Annotated in this window: 6 protein-coding genes and 1 pseudogene; 4 read left to right on the forward strand and 3 right to left on the reverse strand. The window is 61.8% G+C overall.

Translation table 11 applies throughout. The features are described from left to right. Nucleotides 1–408, forward strand: a 408-nt coding sequence (locus EN994_RS19025; protein ID WP_127307722.1) for a DUF2270 domain-containing protein, incomplete at its 5' end; no start/stop codon positions are given. A gap of 97 nt (nt 409–505) precedes the next feature. Here EN994_RS19025 and EN994_RS19030 read toward each other — a convergent pair. Beyond that, entirely contained in the window at nt 506–649 is a 144-nt protein-coding gene (locus tag EN994_RS19030) for a hypothetical protein (RefSeq protein WP_013530518.1), read from the reverse strand. 435 nt (nt 650–1,084) lie between these two features. Between EN994_RS19030 and EN994_RS19035 the strand changes: the two genes are divergently transcribed. From EN994_RS19035 to EN994_RS19045, 3 genes are all read left to right on the forward strand, one after another. After that, nucleotides 1,085–1,528, forward strand: a complete 444-nt coding sequence (locus EN994_RS19035) for an SRPBCC family protein (RefSeq protein WP_013530517.1) — start codon at nt 1,085–1,087, stop codon at nt 1,526–1,528. Between the two features lie 153 nt (nt 1,529–1,681). Next, a complete protein-coding gene (locus tag EN994_RS19040; RefSeq protein ID WP_013530516.1) occupies nt 1,682–2,830 on the forward strand; it encodes an amidohydrolase in 1,149 nt (382 codons plus the stop codon). Between the two features lie 43 nt (nt 2,831–2,873). After that, nucleotides 2,874–3,347, forward strand: a complete 474-nt coding sequence (locus EN994_RS19045) for a VOC family protein (RefSeq protein ID WP_027160885.1) — start codon at nt 2,874–2,876, stop codon at nt 3,345–3,347. A gap of 20 nt (nt 3,348–3,367) precedes the next feature. Here EN994_RS19045 and EN994_RS19050 read toward each other — a convergent pair whose 3' ends face one another. Further along, nucleotides 3,368–4,369, reverse strand: coding sequence for an NADP-dependent oxidoreductase (locus EN994_RS19050; protein ID WP_063168673.1), 1,002 nt, complete (start codon nt 4,367–4,369; stop codon nt 3,368–3,370). Between the two features lie 65 nt (nt 4,370–4,434). Further along, nucleotides 4,435–4,540 (reverse strand): annotated as a pseudogene (locus EN994_RS36185) (short-chain dehydrogenase/reductase); the annotation flags it as partial.

Below are 4,540 nucleotides of genomic sequence, written 5' to 3' on the forward strand. Positions count from 1 at the left end.
CGCGTACGCCAGTTCGAGCGCCACTATTTCGCGCAGATCTTTTCCCCACAGCCCGACTTTGCCTCGGACTGGCTGCTCATCGTCGGGGAAGGCCTACGCGCGCCGAAGTTCCTGCTGTCGCAGCGCGTCGCGCTGGCCCGTCGGCTGCGGCGAAATTACATCTACCTGTTCCTGATCCTCTTGCTGGCCTGGGTGCTCAAGATATCCACCCCCAGCCTTCAAACCGTGGGCGTCAGGACCGGCTTTGCCGGTTCGCTTCGCGAAGCCGTAGACAGCGCCGCCCTTGGCCCCGTTCCCGGTGTGGCGATCGTGGTTGTCGTGGCCGCATTCTATGTCGGGTTGCTTGCCATCGTCTTTTTCACGGCCGATAACGACGGCGAACTGTCCTTTGGCGACGTGCATGTTTGACGTTGATGCCCGGCAACACGCCGCTGCAACGCAAACGGCGGCCCGCGCGCTGAGATGGTCGGTCCGCCGAGACGTTTGAGGGAACGGAACTTCGCGCCTAGATGCCGAAGAACTGCTTGCCAACCATGTAACCCAGTGCCGCCACGACCAGCGGAAACAGCGCCGGCGCGGCTTTGCCCAGAAGGGAGACCTGCGGGTCCTTCGCCGGCGTATGACGTGCATTGCCGAGATTCTTGGTCATTGCTTGCCTCAGGTTCGAAAGACTCATTAGCAAATGCTGATTAACAGCATGACCGCATTAACGGCTTGATAGGAAATCAACTCTGATCAGATGCAAATTCTAATGATCGGCACATGGACGGCAAAGACGCGCTGCCCTATTTGGCGGCGTTCGAAGCATCGACGGGGACGCGCGGCCGTTCGCGGCAATCGACAAAAACACGCCCGAACAACAAGATGGCTCAGGAACTCGATTTAGCAGGTGAGCGCCAGCTCCGAAGCCGGTGCAGTTCATCCGCCGTCTCGCCCGAGCTTCGTGTTGATAGCTCGGGGTCGAACGCATGTCCGCGGCGTAGGCAGGCCGCCTCCCGTCAAAAAATTCGCAAACCAATGTCGGACTGGCTAGGCTTCGTCCGTCCTTGGGGTATCGAACAGGCATTCATGAAAGGATCCAGCAATGCCCGGCACCGTACGTTTGCACCGCGTTCTGACGACCAGCCCTGAAAAGGTCTATCGCGCCTTCGTTGAAGCGGACGCGCTGGCCAAGTGGCTTCCGCCAAACGGCTTCACCTGCACGGTCCATAATTTCGAGGCAAAGGTCGGAGGCACGTTCAAGATGTCGTTCCGCAATTTCACCACCGGCGACAGCCACGCCTTCGGCGGCGAATACCTTGAACTCGTTCCGGGCGAGCGCCTGCTCTACACCGACAGGTTCGACGATCCCAACCTGCCCGGCGAGATACGGGTGACCGTGGTCTTGAAAAAAGTGTCGGTCGGCACTGAAATCGACATTACCCAGGCCGGCATTCCGGACGTCATTCCGGTCGAGGCCTGCTATCTCGGCTGGCAGGAATCGCTCAGAAATCTGGCAAAGCTCGTCGAGCCCGAGATCAATCAATAGGCTGCGGATGGCCGGGAGAACGGCCGTTTCTGGCCTGCCGAAGCCTGAAACTTGGACTGTGGCGGGAACTGCCCTTTGTCGCTAGCAATTCATCATTGCGGCACCCCTGTGCCTGGACGTGTCGATGAAGAATGCAGCGGAGGTTGAAAAAGCATGACTCTGACCAACCGAGACATCGTCGAGTTGACGGCGTGGCGGCGCCAGCTGCACCAGTATCCGGAAATCTCGAATGAAGAGGAGAAGACGGCAAAGGAGGTCGTCGCCTTCCTCGCCGATACGGGGCCGGACAAGGTGCTGACACAGCTCGGCGGGCACGGCGTCGCGGTCACATATGACAGCGGCAAAGCAGGGCCGACGGTGCTGTTCCGTTCGGAACTCGATGCCTTGCCTATCGAAGAACTTTCAGGCGTGCCGCATGCGTCGCGCGTGCCGGGCAAGTCGCATATGTGCGGCCATGACGGACACACCGCCATCCTGGCATCCCTCGGCCGGCAGTTGGGGCGCGAGCGGCCTGCAAGCGGCCGCGTCGTGCTGATGTTCCAGCCGGCGGAGGAAACCGGCAATGGCGCAGCCGGCGTCGTTGCCGATCCCCGCTTCGGCGAGATCGCGCCGGATTTCGCTTTCTCGCTGCACAACCTGCCTGGCGTGCCGTTCGGCGAGGTGCGGCTCAAGCCCGGCGTGGTCAACTGTGCGTCACGCGGCATGCGCATCGTGCTGGAGGGCAAGACCGCCCATTCATCCATGCCGGAGACCGGCACCTCGCCGATGCTGGCGATCAGTGAGCTGATGCCGGCGCTGCCGGCGCTCGGGCGCGGAACCTTCGCCGACGACGACTTCTCCATGCTGACCGTCACCCATGCCGCGATGGGCGAGGCCGTGTTCGGCATCGCGCCGGCTCATGCGCAGGTCTGGGCAACGCTGCGCACCCGGCGTGACGAGCGCATGGCGAACCTTTGTGCTGCTGCCGAAGCACTGGTCGCCAGGATCGCCGGCGAGCATCGCCTTACCGCCCGCTGGGACTATCACGAGATCTTCGTCGCCAGCGTCAACGCGCCGGACGCGGTGGAGCATCTGCGGCGCGCGCTCGATGAAGAGGGCGTATCGCACGGCGAAGAGGCCCTGCCGATGCGCGCCTCGGAAGATTTCGGCCTGTTCGGCCATAGTGCCAAGTCGGCGATGTTCTTCCTCGGTGCGGGCGAGCGGCACCCCGCCTTGCACAATCCCGACTATGACTTTCCCGACGACCTGATCCCGATCGGGTCGAGGATCTTCATGCGCACGGCACGCAATCTCCTGGGTTGACCTCCGCCAACTCCAACGCCGAAAGGAACATGCAATGCCAAAGATACCGAAGAACACGATTTGCCTTTGGTTCGACAAGGACGCCGAGGCTGCGGCGCGCTTCTACGCAGAGACCTTTCCCGACACCAGCGTGGGCGCCGTTCACCGTGCGCCGAGCGATTTTCCGTCCGGCAAGAAAGGCGACGTGTTGACGGTCGAATTTACCGTCGCCGGCATTCCCTGCATCGGATTGAACGGCGGCTCCACATTCAAGCAGAACGAGGCCTTCTCGTTCCAGATCGCCACCGACGATCAGCAGGAAACCGACCGCTACTGGAATGCCATCGTCGGCAATGGCGGCCAGGAGAGCGTGTGCGGCTGGTGCAAGGACAAATGGGGCGTGTCTTGGCAAATCACGCCGCGCACGCTGACCGAGGCCATGGCGGCCGGCGGCGAGGAAGCCAAACGCGCCTTTGATGCGATGATGGAGATGACAAAGATCGACGTCGCGGCGATCGACGCAGCCCGGCGCGGCTGACCTCGATCGGGGCTGAGTTGCTATCTGACCTTGATGACGACCTTGCCCTTGGCGCGTCCTGTTTCGACATAGGCCAGCGCCTCATTGGTCGCCTCGAAGGGAAATATCCGGTCGACGACCGGGCGGATCGCGCCGGATTCGATGAGCGATGCGATCTTGCTCAGCTGCTCGCCCTGCGCCCACATGAAAAGGAACGAGAACGTCACGCCACGGCGCTTGGCTTTCGCTCGAATACCGCGGCTCAGCAGGCGAAGCACCAGCCTCAGCACCACGTTCAGTCCCTTTTCCCTGGCAAATTCCGGATCCGGTGGGCCGGAGATGGAGATGAGCTTGCCACCCGGTTTCAGCACATTCAGTGATTTTTCAAGTGTCTTGGCGTCCTGGCTGTTCAAGACGACGTCGTAGCCCGAAAGGACTTTCTCGAAATCGTCTTTCCTGTAGTCGACGACGATATCGGCGCCGAGCCCCTTGACCAGACCGGCACTCGCCGCGCTGGCGGTGGTCGCAATGGTCGCGCCGAGATGCTTTGCCAGTTGGATGGCGAATGTCCCCACGCCGCCGGAACCGGCTTGAATGAAGACCTTCTGTCCCTTCTTCAGCTTGGCCCTTTCGACGAGCGCCTGCCAGGCGGTCAGGCCGACCAGCGGGATCGAGGCCGCCTCCTCCATGCTGAGGTTCCCGGGTTTCAGGGCCACGTCGGCTTCATCCATGGCTATGAACTCGGCGAACGTCCCGATCCGGCCATCGCGCGGCCGCGCATAGACGTCGTCGCCCAGGTCGAATTTGCGGACTTTCGATCCCACGCGCACAACCCTCCCGGCCACGTCGTGACCCAGGATGAAGGGCCAGCGATAGGGCAGGATCAGCTTGAACTCTCCGGTTTTGACCTTGGAATCGAGCAGGTTCACCGCCGCGGCGTGGACCTCGACCAGGACATCGCTGTCCCCGAGTTTCGGCTCCGGCATTTCGGCTAGCCGCAGAGTGCCGTTCTTGCTGTACTTGTCGACGACGAATGCCTTCATGGCAGTGACTTTCTGAGAGTGATTTTGGTGTGTCGCATGTGCGTGAAATCCTCTGCTCGCTGTGTTCAAACGGGCAGGCGGAATTGTTTCCGCAGGCTCTTGTCGAATATCCCCGCGGGAGCAAAGCGACGCAGCAGGCTGACCTGGCGCGCAGCCTTGCCGGCGGTGTAG

This window comes from Mesorhizobium sp. M7A.F.Ca.CA.002.09.1.1 (assembly GCF_003998555.1).
Lineage (GTDB): Bacteria > Pseudomonadota > Alphaproteobacteria > Rhizobiales > Rhizobiaceae > Mesorhizobium > Mesorhizobium ciceri.